Annotated in this window: 15 protein-coding genes; 12 read left to right on the top strand and 3 right to left on the bottom strand. The window is 36.3% G+C overall.

Features of this window, described 5'->3' with window-relative positions:
- Nucleotides 1-38 precede the first annotated feature (38 nt).
- The 3 genes from M4I44_RS04240 to M4I44_RS04230 all read left to right on the top strand — a co-directional run bounded on the left by M4I44_RS04240 (nucleotide 39) and on the right by M4I44_RS04230 (nucleotide 2,795).
- Nucleotides 39-1,454 carry an ATP-binding protein gene (locus M4I44_RS04240; protein ID WP_017495829.1) on the top strand — a complete coding sequence of 472 codons (1,416 nt, stop codon included), beginning with the start codon at nucleotides 39-41 and terminating at the stop codon, nucleotides 1,452-1,454.
- Between the two features lie 10 nt (nucleotides 1,455-1,464).
- Entirely contained in the window at nucleotides 1,465-2,247 is a 783-nt protein-coding gene (locus M4I44_RS04235) for an enoyl-CoA hydratase/isomerase family protein (RefSeq protein ID WP_249966607.1), read from the top strand.
- 149 nt (nucleotides 2,248-2,396) lie between these two features.
- Nucleotides 2,397-2,795 (top strand): hypothetical protein, encoded by a 399-nt coding sequence (locus M4I44_RS04230; RefSeq protein ID WP_089076095.1) that lies wholly within the window; start codon nucleotides 2,397-2,399, stop codon nucleotides 2,793-2,795.
- 384 nt (nucleotides 2,796-3,179) lie between these two features.
- On the opposite strand, the gene M4I44_RS04225 is transcribed toward M4I44_RS04230, so the two are convergent.
- The 3 genes from M4I44_RS04225 to M4I44_RS04215 all read right to left on the bottom strand — a co-directional run bounded on the left by M4I44_RS04225 (nucleotide 3,180) and on the right by M4I44_RS04215 (nucleotide 6,274).
- Entirely contained in the window at nucleotides 3,180-3,833 is a 654-nt protein-coding gene (locus M4I44_RS04225) for a metal-dependent transcriptional regulator (protein ID WP_017495832.1), read from the bottom strand.
- Nucleotides 3,834-3,935: 102 nt separating this feature from the next.
- Complete coding sequence (locus tag M4I44_RS04220; protein ID WP_249966606.1) at nucleotides 3,936-5,807, bottom strand: Nramp family divalent metal transporter; 1,872 nt, start codon at nucleotides 5,805-5,807, stop codon at nucleotides 3,936-3,938.
- 74 nt (nucleotides 5,808-5,881) lie between these two features.
- A complete protein-coding gene (locus M4I44_RS04215) occupies nucleotides 5,882-6,274 on the bottom strand; it encodes a Fur family transcriptional regulator (RefSeq protein WP_017495834.1) in 393 nt (130 codons plus the stop codon).
- A 93-nt stretch (nucleotides 6,275-6,367) separates the two neighbouring features.
- On the opposite strand from M4I44_RS04215, the gene M4I44_RS04210 reads away from it, so the two are divergent.
- The 9 genes from M4I44_RS04210 to M4I44_RS04170 all read left to right on the top strand — a co-directional run bounded on the left by M4I44_RS04210 (nucleotide 6,368) and on the right by M4I44_RS04170 (nucleotide 15,682).
- Entirely contained in the window at nucleotides 6,368-6,715 is a 348-nt protein-coding gene (locus M4I44_RS04210) for a MerC family mercury resistance protein (RefSeq protein WP_070906290.1), read from the top strand.
- Nucleotides 6,716-6,717: 2 nt separating this feature from the next.
- Nucleotides 6,718-7,923, top strand: a complete 1,206-nt coding sequence (locus M4I44_RS04205; RefSeq protein WP_017495836.1) for a GTP-binding protein — start codon at nucleotides 6,718-6,720, stop codon at nucleotides 7,921-7,923.
- A 12-nt stretch (nucleotides 7,924-7,935) separates the two neighbouring features.
- Nucleotides 7,936-8,850 (top strand): NAD(P)/FAD-dependent oxidoreductase, encoded by a 915-nt coding sequence (locus tag M4I44_RS04200; RefSeq protein WP_249966605.1) that lies wholly within the window; start codon nucleotides 7,936-7,938, stop codon nucleotides 8,848-8,850.
- Nucleotides 8,851-8,981: 131 nt separating this feature from the next.
- Nucleotides 8,982-11,243, top strand: coding sequence for a TonB-dependent receptor (locus M4I44_RS04195; protein WP_249966604.1), 2,262 nt, complete (start codon nucleotides 8,982-8,984; stop codon nucleotides 11,241-11,243).
- Nucleotides 11,244-11,389: 146 nt separating this feature from the next.
- Nucleotides 11,390-11,854, top strand: a complete 465-nt coding sequence (locus tag M4I44_RS04190; RefSeq protein WP_249966603.1) for a thioredoxin family protein — start codon at nucleotides 11,390-11,392, stop codon at nucleotides 11,852-11,854.
- Nucleotides 11,855-11,937: 83 nt separating this feature from the next.
- On the top strand, nucleotides 11,938-13,038 hold the full coding sequence (locus M4I44_RS04185) for a hypothetical protein (protein WP_249966602.1): 1,101 nt from the start codon (nucleotides 11,938-11,940) through the stop codon (nucleotides 13,036-13,038).
- 96 nt (nucleotides 13,039-13,134) lie between these two features.
- Entirely contained in the window at nucleotides 13,135-14,322 is a 1,188-nt protein-coding gene (locus M4I44_RS04180; protein ID WP_249967408.1) for a lycopene cyclase family protein, read from the top strand.
- Nucleotides 14,323-14,325: 3 nt separating this feature from the next.
- On the top strand, nucleotides 14,326-15,126 hold the full coding sequence (locus tag M4I44_RS04175; RefSeq protein WP_249966601.1) for a tetratricopeptide repeat protein: 801 nt from the start codon (nucleotides 14,326-14,328) through the stop codon (nucleotides 15,124-15,126).
- Between the two features lie 145 nt (nucleotides 15,127-15,271).
- Entirely contained in the window at nucleotides 15,272-15,682 is a 411-nt protein-coding gene (locus M4I44_RS04170; protein ID WP_017495842.1) for a BrxA/BrxB family bacilliredoxin, read from the top strand.
- Nucleotides 15,683-15,751 lie beyond the last annotated feature (69 nt).

Here is a 15,751-nt window from a genome sequence, read left to right as displayed (position 1 = left end):
TGTCTATGCTTTCGCTGCGTGTCAGGATTTTCCTGTCGATGATTGTATTGATTGTTGTGGCATCGTTTTTATTGGCTTCTATTTCTATTATTCAGTTTAAAAACGAAGCAAAAGAATACCATCAGGAACGTCTCGAGCGCAAAGAGAATGCAGTGAAGGAACACATTAATTATGTGCTTTCCACGACAACATATCCTTTAAAAACTGCCAATCTGGATTTAATTTTTAAAGATAAAATACACGAACTGGCTCAGATTCATAAAATCGAAATCAATATTTACAGTCTTGACGGAAAATTATTAAAGTCCTCAAAGGAGTCTTTCGCCGTTGATAAAGTTGCTCCTCCAATTCCCGAATACATTCTGAAATTAGTCCGTTCTTCTATCGAAAAACGTTTTGTAGATATTAAAACCATTGATGGTGTTAAAAACAGATCGTCTTACAGTTTGATTAAAGACGAAAAGTTCAAACCGCTGGGGATTCTAAACCTTCCCTATTTAGAAGACGATGGGTACTACGACAATGAGCTGAATACCTTTTTGATTCGTTTAAGTCAGGTATATTCCTTCATGCTTATTGTGGCTTTTGGCTTGGCTTATTTTTTATCGACTTATATTACAAAATCACTTAAAACAATTTCGGATAAACTGGAAGAAACTAATTTAGACCAGAAGAACGAGAAGATCGTTTTAGAAGCTAACAGTAAGGAAGTCAATTTCTTAATCAAGGCTTATAACGGAATGGTCGATAAACTGGAAACCAGTGCTATAAAATTAGCTCAAAGTGAACGTGAAGAGGCATGGCGCGAAATGGCGAAACAAGTAGCCCATGAAATCAAAAATCCGCTTACACCGATGCGTTTGACTGTGCAGAGTTTTCAACGCAAGTTTGATCCAACTGCACCGGATGTTAAGCAAAAACTAAATGATTATTCAGAGACTTTAATTCAGCAAATCGATACCATGACAGCGGTGGCATCGGCATTCTCGAACTTTGCTTCGATGCCGGCACAACAAAACGAAACCTTAAACGTGGTTGAGGTTGTGGAGCTTGCTTTAGATATTTTCAATGAAGATTATATCGTTTTTGAAAGTGAAGAGGAGGAAATTATCTCCAAGATGGATCGTACGCAATTGATAAGGGTTATCACCAATCTTGTTAAAAATGCGACACAGGCAATCCCGGAAAGTCAATTTCATAAATCGATTGTAGTTACTGTAAAACGCATAGACGACGATGTTGAAATTGCGGTAAAAGACAACGGTATCGGAATTCAGAAACAGGATATCAGCAGAATTTTCGAGCCAAAATTTACCACAAAAACAAGTGGAATGGGACTTGGACTCGGAATTATCAAAAACATCATCGAAAATTACAAAGGAACAATTACCTTTGAATCAACTTACGGAAAAGGAACCACATTCAGAGTTTCTTTACCGATAACAAACTCATAAAATTAGCATCATGAACTACGAAAATATTTTAATCTCAATAGAAGAAAGAATTGCGACCGTAACCATCAATAGACCTACCAAATTAAATGCGTTAAACAAAGCTACGATCAGTGACTTAAGTAAAGCAGTGAAGTTGTTGGGTAAAAATGATGATGTTCGTGTTATCATTATCACCGGAAGTGGGGAGAAGGCATTTGTAGCCGGAGCTGATATTTCGGAATTTGCCTATTATACCATCATCGAAGGAGCGCAATTGGCAGCAGAAGGACAGGAAACTTTATTTGATCTTATTGAAAATTTGAAAAAACCTGTAATTGCGGCTGTAAATGGTTTTGCCCTTGGTGGAGGATTGGAATTGGCAATGTCTTGTCATTTCAGAGTAGCCTCAGACAATGCTAAAATGGGCTTGCCAGAAGTAACTTTAGGATTGATTCCAGGTTATGGAGGAACGCAGCGTTTACCACAATTAGTAGGGAAAGGCCGCGCGATGGAAATGATTATGACCGCTGCTATGATTGGTGCAGAAGAGGCCAAACAGTACGGTTTAGTAAATCATGTAGTACCACAAGCAGAGCTTTTGGATTTTACTACCGGAATCGCTCAAAAAATTATTAAAAATGCACCATTTGCAATTGCTAAAGCCATAAAAGCGATCAATGCAAACTATACTGATGGTAAAAATGGTTTTGATACTGAGATCAAATCATTCGGAAAATGTTTCGGAACTCAGGATTTCAAAGAAGGAACAACGGCATTTTTAGAAAAACGTAAAGCTGAATTTACCGGAAAATAATTTTTTTTTCATAACCGCTAAGACCGCAAGGATTTACGCAAGGTTCGCCAAGTTTTTAATTTTTCTTGTGTCCTTTGCGTAAATCTTAGCGAACTTTGCGGTAAAAGACTTAGAACCTCAGCATCTCAGAACCTTAGAATCTTAAAAAAATGTACGAACCAATATTTGCCCTTTTTTGTGAACGAGTTAAAGAAAGCATCCAGGCGGGAACTTTCGCAAAATTGACTTTGGCCAAAACAATGGGCGATACCGAGATTAAGAATATTTATTTTCGTTTAGTTTTGAATGAGGATAATACCTTCTCTATTTCTTTAACAACCAGATATAAAACCGAGGAAATTGAAAGTATTCATACGCTGGATGAAGCTTTATTGGTGTTAGGAACTTATATTAAAAATCCATTTTTAACAGCTTTATTGTTTACCACAGATAATGATTTGACGTTTAAGGTGAACAAGAAGAATGCTGGAAGTATTATCGAACAGCCACCAACGTTTAAAAACGCTTCTCCGGTTATGCTGGAAATGATCGAGAAAGGGATCGTTTAAATTTTTTGAAGCTAATTTTGTTTTGAAAATAGGATAAACAATATTTAATATAACGCTCCTTCGGAGCTTTTCTCTGATGCTTGATTATTTTGCTATATCTATTGGGCTCCTTTGGAGCCATATGTAGAATTCTATTTAATGAATCACTTAAAGTTTTACAAAACCAGATTTTTGGTCGTAACCAATTGGTATGTTTTCTAATTCATTGAAAAAAGCAAAATAAATAACAGTTCCGCAGGAACGATACATTTATAGCAACGGATGAAATCCGTGGTAGGGTTAGTACAAGAAATAAAGATCCGTAGGATCGGCATATATTATTTTAGATAAAGAAATAAGATATATGCGTATGCGAAACCTTTATAAATTTTTCGGAAAGCACTTTTAAACCAGCTTCACAAACAAGTTTGAGGCAATTTTATTCGAAATAGACAATTCCCGTCCATCAACCTTAATTTTAACGGATAAATCAAATGATTCTTTCGATAAAAGATCAATTTTAGAACCCAAAGCAATTCCTTGTTTGTCCAGATACTTTAAAAACTCTGAGGAAGTATCTTTTACACCCACACAAACCCCGGTTTGATATTCTGTTAATTCTGAAAGCAATTGTTTTTCGATTTTAACAATCCGTCCGTTGGCATCGGGAATCGGGTCTCCGTGAGGATCTTCGGTCGGATTTCCCAAAAAGTCATCCAGACGATTAATCAGTTGTTCCGATTTGATGTGTTCCAGCTGTTCGGCAATATCGTGAACTTCATCCCAGGAAAAGCTGAGTTTTTCTACTAAAAAGACTTCCCATAAGCGATGTTTTCTAACAATCATTTTGGCGGCCAGTTTTCCATTCTCCGTCAGCGATACACCCTGATACTTTTTATAGTTGACTAAATCTTTCTCAGACAATTTTTTAAGCATATCAGTAACTGATGAAGCTTTCGTTTCCATCATTTCGGCAATGGCATTAGTGCTCACTTCGGCATCGTTTGAAGCCGTAAGGTGGTATATGGATTTAAGATAGTTTTCTTCTGAAAAAGTCATTTTTTTATTTTTTGAGGTTCAAAGTTACAAAGGGATAAAGGTTCATAGTTTTTAAAGCTTTGTCCCTTTGCGGCTCTGAACCTTTGTTCCTTTTAAAAAGAACTATTTTTTAACAATTAGCAAAGGTATAGAAATTTTGTGTCTCAATTTGTCTACCGTTGTGCCAAACAAAATATCTTTTAGTCCGGTGTGGCCATGGGTTCCCATTACTAAAATGTCAAAATTACCAAGATTGATGATTTCCGGAATAACACTGTTGGGTTTTCCAAAGCCTAGTTCCGTTTCGATTTTGAAACCTTTTGAGGACAGCATCTCTTTGTATTCTAATAATAGTTTTTCGTCGACAGTCGTTTCATGATCGTCGACATTGCCTCCATACATCAAGGCTCCAACAGTTTCAACGATGTGAATTAAGGTGTATTGCGCGTCGATTCCGCCCAGTTCAAAGGCATTGTTGAGTGCAACTTCATCGGCCTTAGAAAAATCGACTGTAATGGCTATATTTTTCTTGCCATAACTTTCTTTTGGCGTATAGACCAATTTTAAATGATGTGGAGAATGATTCTCGATATTTGACTTTATTCTAGTGACAAAAGGTTTGAAAATAATGTAAAGTAATAGAGCCAGAAATCCAAAAGCAAGCGGAACCACTGTCAACCAGAGTACGGTTGGGTTATCAGAGTTTTGCAGCCAGGAAGTGATTTCGTCATACACCAGCTTTGCATTCAGAGTTACGATAATCGAAGCAATAATCCATGCGGCTACCTGTGTCGTTCTTGAAATATGAAAACCTTTCATTTTGGTTTTATCGCTTACGAAATGAATCAGCGGAATAATCGCGAAACCAAGCTGTAAACTCAGGATAACCTGACTTAGAATCAATAATTTCCCTGTTACGCTTTCACCATAAATTAAAATCACCACAACGGCAGGTACAATAGCGATTAGTCGTGTTATAATTCTTCGTACCCAAGGCTGGATACGTAAATTCAGGTAACCTTCCATTACAATCTGACCGGCTAAAGTTCCTGTTACAGTTGAGCTTTGTCCTGCAGCAATTAAAGCCACCGCAAATAAAATAGGCGCCCATTTAGTTCCCAGTAAAGGTTCGAGAAATTGATGCGCATCCTGAATTTCAGCCACTTCAAACATTCCGTTTTTGTAAAAGGTAGCAGCTGCAAGGATTAGAATGGCAGCATTTACAAAAAAGGCCAGGTTTAAGGCGATAGTCGAATCTATAAAGTTGTATTTCAATGCCTGCTTGATTCCGGCCGGAGTCCTGTCGAATTTTCGGGTTTGTACAAGTGATGAATGTAAATACAAATTGTGAGGCATCACCGTGGCACCAATAATTCCGATGGCAATGTACAAAGCGGCAGAACTTGGAATTGAAGGAACCAGACCGTAAATAACTTTATCCAGTTCAGGTTCTGCAAAAATCATTTCGAATATAAAGGAGAATCCAATGATAGCCACCAATACAATAATAAAAGCCTCCATTTTTCGAATTCCTTTGTTGATCAGGAATAACAATAAGAAAGTATCCAATACGGTAATTAAAACCCCCTCGATTAACGGTATGTCAAACAAAAGATTAATTCCGATCGCCATTCCCAGAACTTCGGCAAGATCACAGGCGGCAATAGCAATTTCGGCTAAAAAGTATAAAATGTAATTGATAGATTTGGAGTAAGTCTCTCGCGATGCCTGTGCCAAATCACGTTGGGTCACAATTCCAAGCCTTGCACTTAAACTCTGAAGCAGCAACGCCATCAAATTACTCATCAGTAAAACCCAAAGTAAAGAATACCCAAACTGACTTCCGCCGGCAATATCTGTTGCCCAGTTTCCTGGGTCCATATAACCGACACTTACCAGGTAGGCCGGTCCTAAAAAGGCTAATATTTTTCTAAATCCTGTTTTTTTATGTTGTGTCGCAACCGATTGGTGTACTTCTTCTAAAGATTTGGTCATTGTAAAAATGTTGTTTGAACAAATATAGGGATAAATTATATCTGCACAACAATATTTTTAGACAAGTCTAAAACTTAATTGTTTGAATTCAAACAATTCGGACACAATCCTGACAAGGTGAAGTTTATCTCATTTACTTTATAATTGTGCGGAATAATATAGCTCGGTTTTACATTTTCCAGACAAGTGACTTCGAGACATTTTTCACAGCTAAAATGAGCGTGATTGTGAATGTGTACTCTTTGAGCATGATGATGGCATTTGGCATACTTTACGGTACCGTCAAGATTCACAATTTTATGAACGATATCTTCATTTACTAAGCGGTCTAATATTCTATAAACGGTCACACGATCGCACAAATCATCAATCTGTTTGTGAATTTCGGTATGGGACAAGGCGGTTTTAGATTTGTCAAAAATCTCTAGAACCGCTGTCTTTGCTGCTGTATTTCTTGTTGTTTTCATTTTTAGAGCATTAAAAAAATTAACGCAACATTGTTGCGTTAAAAATAAAATTTTATATTTGCAACATAATTGCATTAAGCAAATGTACTGAAAATGAAGAAAACAACGACGCCTTTTTACGATATATTAGGAATCTCAAGTGCTGCCATTTGTCTGGTTCATTGTCTGATATTTCCGCTACTTACTATTTTGCCTTTGGGCATTAGCCATAATCCATTTATCGATTTGACCTTTGCTTCAATAGGTTTAATTGCAATTGTCAAAATTATTAAAAAATCAAGTCTTTTAGTCGCTATAACTTTGATTTTATCGATATCTCTGATTTGGATCAGTATTCTGAGTGAAATGATACTGGATGTTCATTTGGATCTGATTTTTATTGGGGGTATCGGAATGATTATCGGACATCTTCTAAATTATAAAAACCACAAACACATTTAGTAATGAAAAAACTACCCGTAACCGTTTTAAGCGGATTTCTTGGTGCAGGAAAAACAACACTTCTTAATCATATTCTTCACAACAAAGAAAACCTTAAAGTTGCTGTTATCGTAAATGACATGAGTGAAGTTAATATAGACGCGCAGCTCGTGAAGAAGGAGTATACCTTGTCCAGAACGGAAGAAAAACTGGTCGAAATGACTAATGGCTGTATTTGCTGCACCTTGCGGGAAGATTTAATGCTTGAAGTCGAAAAACTGGCCAAAGAAAGCAGGTTTGATTATTTGCTTATCGAAAGTACAGGTATCAGCGAACCGATTCCGGTAGCACAGACTTTCTCTTTTGTGAACGAAGAGGAAAATATTGACTTGTCCAGATTTAGTTACATCGATACTATGGTGACCGTTGTGGATAGTTTTAACTTTTTTAAAGATTTTGGTTCGGCCAAAACGCTGCGGGAGCAAAACTTATCCGATCTTGAAAATGACAATCGAACGATCGTCAACCTTCTGGTAGATCAGGTAGAATTTGCCAATGTTATCATTTTGAATAAAACAGATCTCGTTAGTATCAGATCATTGGAGTTTTTGAGAGCTTCTATTCAAAAGTTGAATCCTGTGGCGAAAATAATCACTTCGGTTTCAGGCAAAGTAGACCCAAACGAAATTATGAACACGGGATTGTTCAATTACGAAGAAGCCGAGAATTCAGCGGGCTGGATTCGGGAATTAGAAGGTATTCATACACCTGAAACAGAAGAATACGGAATTAGTTCTTTTGTATTTCGGGATCCCAGGCCTTTTCATCCCAATCGATTATGGAATTTTTTTACATCCGATTTTCCCGCCAACATCATTCGAAGTAAAGGACTGCTGTGGATGGCATCCCGACCGGAACAAGCCATAAACTGGAGTCAGGCCGGTGGATCAATGAAAGCCGAAGGGGCCGGAGTCTGGTGGGCAAGCATGCCATTAAGTGAACGAATGACCTTTAATAATTTTGTTGAATTTCAGGATATTATAGAAGAACGGTGGACTTCTAATTTCGGAGACAGACTTAATGAACTTGTTTTTATTGGTCAGAAAATAAAAGAAACAGAAATTCTGGAAGAGCTTGAAAAGTGCCTTTGTACACCAGATGAGATTGTAGATTATCAGGACGGATTTTTCCCGAAGAAAGATTTATTTCCCATACCAAGAACTTCTTAAAAATAATATATAGTGATACAGAACAATAAATACGATGTTATAATTATTGGCGGCAGTTATAGTGGGCTTTCGGCTGCAATGAGTCTGGGGCGTTCTTTGCGACAGGTTTTGGTGATAGACAGTGGTTTGCCTTGTAACCGACAAACGCCTTATTCACATAATTTTATCACACAGGATGGTGAAAGACCCGAAGTTATTTCGGCGAAAGCCTTAATTCAGGTCGATTTTTACGATACCGTTCATTTTTATAACGGATTAGCAATTCAGGCAATGAAAACAAAAGAAGGATTTGAAATCAAAACAGAATCCGGAAAAGTGTTCATTTCTAAAAAGTTATTGTTCTCTACCGGAATAAAAGATTTACTACCCAAAATTGACGGTTTTAGGGAATGTTGGGGAATCTCAATATTGCATTGTCCGTATTGTCACGGCTATGAAGTCAAAAACGAAAAAACAGCGATTATCGCTAATGGTGATATGGGGTTCGAATATGCGAAACTAATTTCGAACTGGACGGAGGATTTAAGAATATTAACGAACGGAAAATCAACTTTTACCGTAGCGCAATCTCAAATTTTACAGCAACATAAAATTAAGGTTATAGAAGATGAGATTGCTGACGTAAAACAGGAAAACGGAAATATTCAGCAGCTTATTTTCAAAAGTCAAGCGACAATTGAAGTAAAAGCTATTTATTTCAGAGCACCTTTTGTGCAGCATTGCCCACTTCCGGAAGCTTTAGGCTGCGAATTGACAGAACAAGGTTTGTTGAAAGTAGATGCGTTTCAAAAAACAACAATTCCCGGAGTTTTTGCCAGTGGTGATTGTCATATTCAGGCGCGATCTGTTGCTATGGCTGTTTCTTCCGGATCTTTTGCCGGGGCTTCGATGAATAAAGAACTGATTGATGAATCATTTTTAGGTTAAATCGGATAACCTTTTCATGTGATTAAAATAACTGCAAAACCTTGAATTGAAGTTAGATTAAAGTTTTTTGCGTCAGGAACACTATTTGTCAAATTTAATTTTTAGTTTTGTCTAAATTTAATTTTATAATAATGAAAAAACTATTTTTGATGCTGCTTTTCTTTTGTTTGCAGTTTTCATTTGCTCAGGAAACCAATTCTGTTTCCGGAATTATTTCAGGTGATGGCCATCAATTGCAGTTGGCAAACGTACATTTAGTGGGCACAAAATACAGATCGGTTACGGATAGTTTAGGATATTATAACTTCGAAAATGTACCGGTTGGAAATTATACGCTTCAGGTTTCTCTGGTAGGTTTTCAGACTTCAAAAAAGAAAATCGACGTAAGGAAGGGCACTGTTCAAGCGTATGATTTTGAATTGGACGATACAGACAATCAATTGAATGAAGTAGTAGTTTCGGGAACTTTAAAAGCAGTTAAACGTTTGGAAAGTGCTGTTCCGGTTGAGGTTTATTCCCCTGTTTTTTTTAAGAAGAATCCAACGCCGAGTATTTACGATGCGCTTCAAAACATAAACGGCGTTCGGCCACAGTTAAATTGTGGCGTTTGTAATACGGGAGACATTCATATAAACGGTCTCGAAGGCCCGTATACTTTGGTTTTGATCGATGGAATGCCAATTGTCAGCAGCCTTTCAACGGTTTATGGCTTGTCCGGAATTCCGAATTCTCTGGTAGAAAGAATAGAAATTGTAAAAGGTCCGGCTTCTTCTCTTTACGGAAGTGAGGCTGTTGGGGGATTAATCAATATTATTACCAAGAACCCAACAAACGCTCCGGTTTTTTCGGCAGATTATTTTACCACAACGTATCTAGAAAACAATCTTGATCTTGGAATGAAATTTAATGCCGGAAAAAAGGCCACTTCACTTTTAGGCGTTAACTATTTCAATTACGATCAGGTTATCGATAAAGACAACGATAATTTTACCGATGTGACGCTTTCTAAAAGGATTTCGGTTTTTAATAAATGGAGTTTTCATCGAAACGACAACCGTCTTTTTACCATAGCAGCACGTGGTATGTATGAAGACCGTTGGGGAGGAGATGTTCGTTGGGAAAGAAAATATCGTGGAGGAGATGAAATTTACGGTGAAAGTATTTATACGAAAAGGGCAGAGTTAATTGGAAGTTACCAATTGCCTTTTGAAGAAAAACTGATGTTATCGTTCTCGGGGAATGTACATTATCAGGACAGCCGTTACGGAACGACGTCGTATATTGCGAATCAAAAAATAGGCTTCCTGCAGTTAACCTGGGATAAAAAGATAGGCAGTAATGATTTTCTTGCCGGAATAGCAAGCCGATACTCGTACTACGATGATAATACGCCGGCAACAAAAAATGCCGAAAAAACCTGGTTGCCGGGAATTTTTGTTCAGGACGAGATCACATTTTCGCCAAAGAGTCAGGTTCTGTTAGGGGCGCGATACGATTATAATTCTATTCATGGTTCTATTTTTACACCCCGATTTGCCTATCGTTTTAAGGCAAATGAAAATACGATTTTTAGGTTAAATGCCGGAACAGGATTCAGAGTGGTGAATTTGTTTACCGAAGATCATGCAGCGCTTACGGGATCACGAGATGTGGTGCTTAAAAGTGATTTAAAACCGGAAAAATCAGTAAACGTTAATTTGAATTATATTCAGAAAATAAATTTTGACAGCGGAGTTTTTGTCGGAATCGAAACAACGGCTTTTTATACACGTTTCAGTAATAAAATCATTTCAGACTACGAAACCGATCCCAATAAGATCATTTACGACAATATCGATGGTTATGCTCTCAGTCAGGGAATCAGTACCAATATTGATGTCAATTTCACCAATGGTTTAAAGTTCATTTTAGGAGCGACTGTTTTAGATAATAAAAATGTTCAGGACAAAATTTCACAGCGACCGTTCTTAACCGAAAGATTTACCGGAACCTGGAGTGTCTCGTATAAAATAAACCCCTGGAATTTAGTGTTGGATTACACCGGAAATGTTTACAGTCCGATGAAATTGCCATTGTTGAATGAGTACGATCCGAGAAATCCAAATTCACCTTGGTACAGCATTCAGAATATTCAGTTTACGTTTACAGGCTGGAAGAATTTTGAACTTTACGGGGGAATCAAGAATTTACTAAATTTTACTCCAAAACAAAATAATCCCTTTTTGATTTCGAGAACGAATGACCCTTTTGATAAAAATGTACAGTATGATTCGGCGGGAAAAGTATTGGTTACGCCGGATAATCCATATGGTTTAACTTTTGACACCACTTATGTTTACGGACAAAACCAGACCATTCGAGGATTCTTAGGATTGCGATACAATTTTAGATAAATTTATAAGCCACAGATTAATAAAAGTTTTTTTATTCGCCACGAATTCATGAATTGCCACTTTTTTCAGATATAGGTTTACAATTTAATTCGTGAATTCGTGGCAAAAGAGCAATCCTTTAAAATCTGTTGAAAAAAAACAAAACAATGAAAAAGCTATTTCTACTTATTTTTTTCTTCGGAATAACTTCAACAGGATTTTGCCAGCTGAAAGGCAGAACTTTTGAGGAAGTAGATACTTTACAACAAACTCAAAAACGGAAAATCATTGTTTTCATTCATACCGATTGGTGTCAGTATTGCCAGAGAATGAAAAATACGACGTTTAAAAATCAGGAAGTGAGTGAAAAACTCAATTCAGACTTCTACTTCATCGATTTGAATGCTGAAGAAAAAAGAGTGATTACGTTTAACAAAAACACTTTCAAATACAAACCTTCAGGAAACAATGTTGGGGTTCATGAACTGGCTTTGCAGCTTGGTACCATAAACGGACAGCTTGTGTATCCGGTTTTATGTGTTTTGAACGAGCATTATGAAATTATTGCTCAGTATAACAGTTACTTGAATCCAAAGGATTTTAAACTTCTTTTAGGAAAACTACAAGAATAGATTGTTTTAATAATGAAACGTAAGAGTAATTGTGAGAAAAGTTTTTTGTTTCTTTGCCCGTCAAAATAAATTAAAATATGAAGATGAAAAAAACAATAATTGCATTACTAATGTTTGTTGGTATTAGTTCTTTTGCACAAACACAAACAAATGTTTTTACAGACGGGACAAATGAAGGAGGATCGGTAATTTTAGAGAACTCATTGAAAAATGTTGGTAGCGCGGCACATCGTTGGGTTTTATACAATATGACAGGTCCATACAGTAATTCTCTCCAATTTTGGAACTATAGTAAAGATGTTTCGAATTATGGTGCCAGGTTAATTTTAGCAGATAACGGAAATATTGGTATTGGTAGAAATCCAAATGCAAAATTAACAATTAACATATCTGATCCTCATAGTAATGGAGGGATTAAAATGTATGGTTACACCTATCCATCTGATATAAACTATTGGTCAGAGACTCAATTTGCAATGCAATACAATGGAGTGTTTAAAAATGTAATAACCAGTAACGGAGATAGTTATTTTAATGGAGGAAACGTCGGAATTGGTACAGAAACTCCTAAATACAAATTAGATGTAAATGGAATAATAAAATGGGGTGGACCAACCGATTTTTTATATTCAGGGCAAGACAATACTGGGGTTTATTTTGAACAATACAGCCGCATGGCAAACAAGGACAAAATACGATTTCAAAGCTCTAAAAACGGTGATGAAACAAACTATGTTCAATTACAGATAGATCCAAAAAATGGTTTTTCTTTCAATACGATTGGAAATGCTAATGGTAATGTTGGAATTGGTACAGAAACTCCTAAAGAAAAATTATCCGTAAACGGTAATATTCGTTCAAAAGAAGTCAAAGTAGAGACGGTGAACTGGCCAGATTATGTTTTTGAGGAGGATTATAAAATTAAATCATTAGAAGATTTAGAAAAATACATAGAAACAAACAGACATCTTCCTGAAGTTCCAAGCGCAAAAGAAATTAGCGATAACGGATTAGAATTGGGAGAGATGAATAAGACTTTGATGAAAAAAGTAGAAGAACTTACTTTGTATTTGATTGAACAGAACAAAGCTTTACTTGAACAGAAAAATCAAATTCTTAGCCAGCAAAGAATACTTGAAAAACAACAGCAAGATATTGATATACTGAAAAAAAGCAAATATTAATTAAACCAATATTTAAATCCTTTGATACAAGATTTTTATCTGTTTCGAAGGGTTTTAAATTTTAAGCTACAAAAATAAAATTCCTTATTTTTGAGGATGAATTCTTCGCAAATCAAACACTTCGATTACATTTTTACCGGAACGGGTTTAGCAGCTTTGATGACCGTTTACAAAATGGTATTGTCAGGGAATTTTGCCCATAAATCGATCCTATTACTGGATCAGGACGTGAAAAAGACCAATGACCGAACCTGGTGTTTTTGGGAAAAAGAAGATTCCGTCTGGAGTTCGATTGTTCTTAAAAAATGGGATTCTGCTTTGTTTGCCAACGAAAATTTCAAATGTAATTTAAACCTGAAACCTTATCAGTACCATCAAATTCGGGGATTGGACTTTTATGATTTTGTTTTTAAAGAGCTGTCAAAACATTCCAATGTCACTTTTTCAAACGAGAAAGTAACCAATATCAACGAACTCGAAACCCATGTTTTTGTAGGTTCAGAAGAGAATAGGTATACTTGTCATTATTTGCTGAATAGTATTTATACCTCATCAACTGCATTAAGTCAAACCAAATATCTCGTTCTGCAACAGCATTTTGTAGGTTGGTATGTGAAATCTGAAAAGGAAGTCTTCAACCCGGAACAGGCTACTTTCATGGATTTTTCGGTAGAACAAAAAGGGAACACAAGATTTATGTATGTACTGCCGGTTTCTAAAACAGAAGCTTTGGTTGAATATACTTTATTTTCGGAGAAATTGCTTTCAACGGCGGAGTATGAAAACGAGATTCAGATCTATTTAGAAAAACGAGGTATTGAGCAGTATGAAATTGTAGAGAAGGAGCAGGGAAGCATCCCGATGACTTGTTATCCGTTCTGGAAGAAGAATACCAAAAGAGTTTTGAATATTGGAACCGCCGGAGGGTGGACCAAAGCCAGTACAGGTTATACTTTTAAAAGTGCCGATAAAAAATCAGCTGATTTGGTGAAGTTTCTCTATTCTTCGACTTCAATTAAGATGACTGCCTTTCATAAAAGAAGCCGATTCTGGTTTTACGATTTACTGCTTTTGGACATTCTGTATCGTCATAACGAATTGGGAAGCGGTATTTTTTCGTCATTATTCAAAAAAGGAAATCCGTCTTTGATTTTTAAATTCTTAGACGAAGAAACTACTTTGATCGAGGATGTTAAAGTTATTTTAAAGTGTCCTAAGGTGCCATTTATAAAAGCGTTATTTAGAGTGATTTTTCTGCCCAATAAATTTAACTTAAACCAATAACCTTTGAAAAACATTATTTTAGGATTCAGTTTGTTTTTTTCGATTATCTCTTTTGCACAGGTATCCAAAAATAAAGCTCAGGATGCTATTCAGGTCAAATACTTAGACAGTTGTGCCTATAAGTACAATTATACTTTTCAAATGTCAGAATGGCAAAATTGCATCGACGAAGGTCTAAAAAAAGATAGCACAATAGCTTATCTGTGGCAACAAAAAGCAATGCCGTATTTTAAATGCAAGAAATACGCAGTGGGAATGTCTTTTCTGGATAAAGCCGTTCGTTATAATAAACAAGAATGGCTTCCATACCGGGCTTTTATAAAATGTATTTTTGCGAAAACGTATAAAAGTGCGATTGTTGATTTTGAAGAATGCATTAAACTTTACGGAAACAGTTATGTCATGGATCATACCTATAGTTTTTATATAGGGCTTTGTTATTTGCAATTGAATGAATACGATAAAGCCGAAAAGCTGTTTGACGATTATGTAAATGACATTTATAAAAACAGACAACAATTAGAACATCCTACTGCGTATTTTTATCAGGGAATTGCCAAATACGAGCTCAAAAAATGGGACGAAGCACTTGTTATTTTTGATAAAGCGCTCAAAGTATATCCTGAATTTTCAGATGCAAAGTATTACAAAGCGGTTTGCTGGTTGAAGCAAGGGAAACCAAGAGAAGAAGTCGTCGCTTTGGTTGGTGTGGCAAGAGATGATGCTGCTAAAGGATTTTCTCTTAATGAAGACAATACGGTTTACGAGACTTATCCATATCAGAAGAAATTCACCAAACAATAGATTGTTTTAAGTGTTTGTTTTTTATGACTTTACAGCTTTCGACTAAATCAATTGAACTATAACAAAACTTTATACCACAAATTAAGTAGTTGCGGGTAAACTTCGTAACTTTGCAAATCAAAAGTAAAATTTAAAAATAAGAAATATGTATCCACAAGAAATGGTAAAACCGATGGAGGCTGAATTAACAGCAGCTGGTTTTCAAGATTTACATAGTGCAGAAGCAGTAGATAATGCTATCAAAGCTGAAGGTACCACTTTAGTTGTTGTAAACTCTGTTTGTGGTTGTGCTGCAAGAAATGCACGTCCGGGAGCAAAAATGAGTTTAGAAGGAGCTAAAAAACCAGATCACTTAATTACAGTTTTCGCTGGTGTTGACAAAGAAGCTGTTGATGCTGCAAGACAACATATGTTCCCTTTCCCTCCATCATCGCCATCTATGGCTTTGTTCAAAAACGGAGAATTAGTTCACATGTTAGAGCGTCACCACATCGAAGGCCGTCCAGCTGAATTAATCGCTGAAAATTTGAAAGACGCTTTTAACGAGTTTTGTTAATTCTTTAAGCTACTAAGGATCTGAGTTGCTGAGGTTCTAAGGTTTTAGGCTCAAAGTGACAGAGGTACA

This window comes from Flavobacterium sp. B183 (genome assembly GCF_023539155.1).
In the GTDB taxonomy this organism is placed as follows: Bacteria; Bacteroidota; Bacteroidia; order Flavobacteriales; family Flavobacteriaceae; genus Flavobacterium; species Flavobacterium tructae.
The sequence above is the reverse complement of the archived record's forward strand: the minus strand, read 5'-3'. Positions and strand labels throughout refer to the sequence as shown.

Excerpts from the sequence above, each read along its gene's own strand:
- M4I44_RS04225 (WP_017495832.1), bottom strand. The coding sequence starts at position 3,833 with ATGACTTTTTCAGAAGAAAACTATCTTAAATCCATATACCACCTTACG.
- M4I44_RS04180 (WP_249967408.1), top strand. The coding sequence starts at position 13,135 with ATGAATTCTTCGCAAATCAAACACTTCGATTACATTTTTACCGGAACG.
- M4I44_RS04215 (WP_017495834.1), bottom strand. The coding sequence starts at position 6,274 with ATGAAAACAACAAGAAATACAGCAGCAAAGACAGCGGTTCTAGAGATT.
- M4I44_RS04205 (WP_017495836.1), top strand. The coding sequence starts at position 6,718 with ATGAAAAAACTACCCGTAACCGTTTTAAGCGGATTTCTTGGTGCAGGA.
- M4I44_RS04210 (WP_070906290.1), top strand. The coding sequence starts at position 6,368 with ATGAAGAAAACAACGACGCCTTTTTACGATATATTAGGAATCTCAAGT.
- M4I44_RS04170 (WP_017495842.1), top strand. The coding sequence starts at position 15,272 with ATGTATCCACAAGAAATGGTAAAACCGATGGAGGCTGAATTAACAGCA.
- M4I44_RS04235 (WP_249966607.1), top strand. The coding sequence starts at position 1,465 with ATGAACTACGAAAATATTTTAATCTCAATAGAAGAAAGAATTGCGACC.
- M4I44_RS04220 (WP_249966606.1), bottom strand. The coding sequence starts at position 5,807 with ATGACCAAATCTTTAGAAGAAGTACACCAATCGGTTGCGACACAACAT.
- M4I44_RS04195 (WP_249966604.1), top strand. The coding sequence starts at position 8,982 with ATGAAAAAACTATTTTTGATGCTGCTTTTCTTTTGTTTGCAGTTTTCA.
- M4I44_RS04230 (WP_089076095.1), top strand. The coding sequence starts at position 2,397 with ATGTACGAACCAATATTTGCCCTTTTTTGTGAACGAGTTAAAGAAAGC.
- M4I44_RS04185 (WP_249966602.1), top strand. The coding sequence starts at position 11,938 with ATGAAAAAAACAATAATTGCATTACTAATGTTTGTTGGTATTAGTTCT.
- M4I44_RS04240 (WP_017495829.1), top strand. The coding sequence starts at position 39 with ATGATTGTATTGATTGTTGTGGCATCGTTTTTATTGGCTTCTATTTCT.
- M4I44_RS04190 (WP_249966603.1), top strand. The coding sequence starts at position 11,390 with ATGAAAAAGCTATTTCTACTTATTTTTTTCTTCGGAATAACTTCAACA.